At 70.1% G+C, this 877-nt stretch carries 2 pseudogenes; both read right to left on the reverse strand.

The annotated features are described in order from the left end of the window. Positions 1-525, reverse strand: a pseudogene (locus JTJ31_RS24910) (IS630 family transposase); the annotation flags it as partial. A 96-nt stretch (positions 526-621) separates the two neighbouring features. After that, a pseudogene (locus JTJ31_RS25510) lies at positions 622-780 on the reverse strand (helix-turn-helix domain-containing protein); the annotation flags it as partial. Between the last annotated feature and the right edge of the window lie 97 nt (positions 781-877).

The following is an 877-nucleotide window of genomic DNA, read 5'->3' on the forward strand; positions in this document are numbered from 1 at the left end:
GGTGAATAGGGGGGCAGGAAGCGCAGCATCGCGCCCGCGCCCTCGATGGCCTCGCGCACGCCGCGCGGTTTGTGCGCCGGCAGGTTGTCCAGGATCACGATGTCCCCGGGCCGCAGCGTCGGCACCAGCACCTGCTCGACATAAGCCAGGAAAGCACGACCGTTCATCGGCCCGTCCAGCACCATGGGCGCGGTCAGGCCCGACAGCCGCAGCGCGCCGGTGAAGGTGGTGGTCTTCCAGTGCCCATGGGGCACCGCCGCCCGGCAGCGCTGGCCGCGCGGGGAGCGACCGCGCAGGCGCGCCATCTTGGTGCTGGCGCCGGTCTCGTCGATGAAGACCAGGCGCTCGGGGTCGAGGTCAGGCTGGGCATCGAACCAAGCCTGACGCCGCGCGGCGACGTCGGGCCTGTCCTGCTCGGCCGCGTGGGCGCTTTTTTTTGAAGCTGAGGCCGTGCCGCTTTCCGAAGCGCCAGATCGTGCTGGGCGCGAAGTGGACGCCATGCTCGCGCTCGAGCAGCTCGGACAGCTCGACCAGGGTGATGTCGGTCTGCGCCTCGATGGCGCCCAGGATGACCGCGCCGAAGGCTTCGATCCGGTGCGAGTGGCGATCGCCCCCACGTGGCTTGGCCGCCCTGGCTCCCGCGTCGCGCCAGGCCCGCAGCCAGCGCACCGCACTGGCCACCGACACTCCGAACCGCCTGGCGGCCGCATGGCGCGACATCCCGCCATCCACTGCCCCGATCACCCGAACCCGCAGATCCTCCGACAAGGTCTTTGCCATGCCTGCTGCCTCCGCCCAGCAGACAGGGTGAATCAGATCACCCCCGCGTCGGGGAAGCACTTTCGCGAATCAGCTCGAGGGGAACGTGCTCTAGCTC

It is taken from the genome of Sabulicella rubraurantiaca (assembly GCF_017355885.1).
Classification (GTDB): Bacteria; Pseudomonadota; Alphaproteobacteria; order Acetobacterales; family Acetobacteraceae; genus Roseococcus; species Roseococcus rubraurantiacus.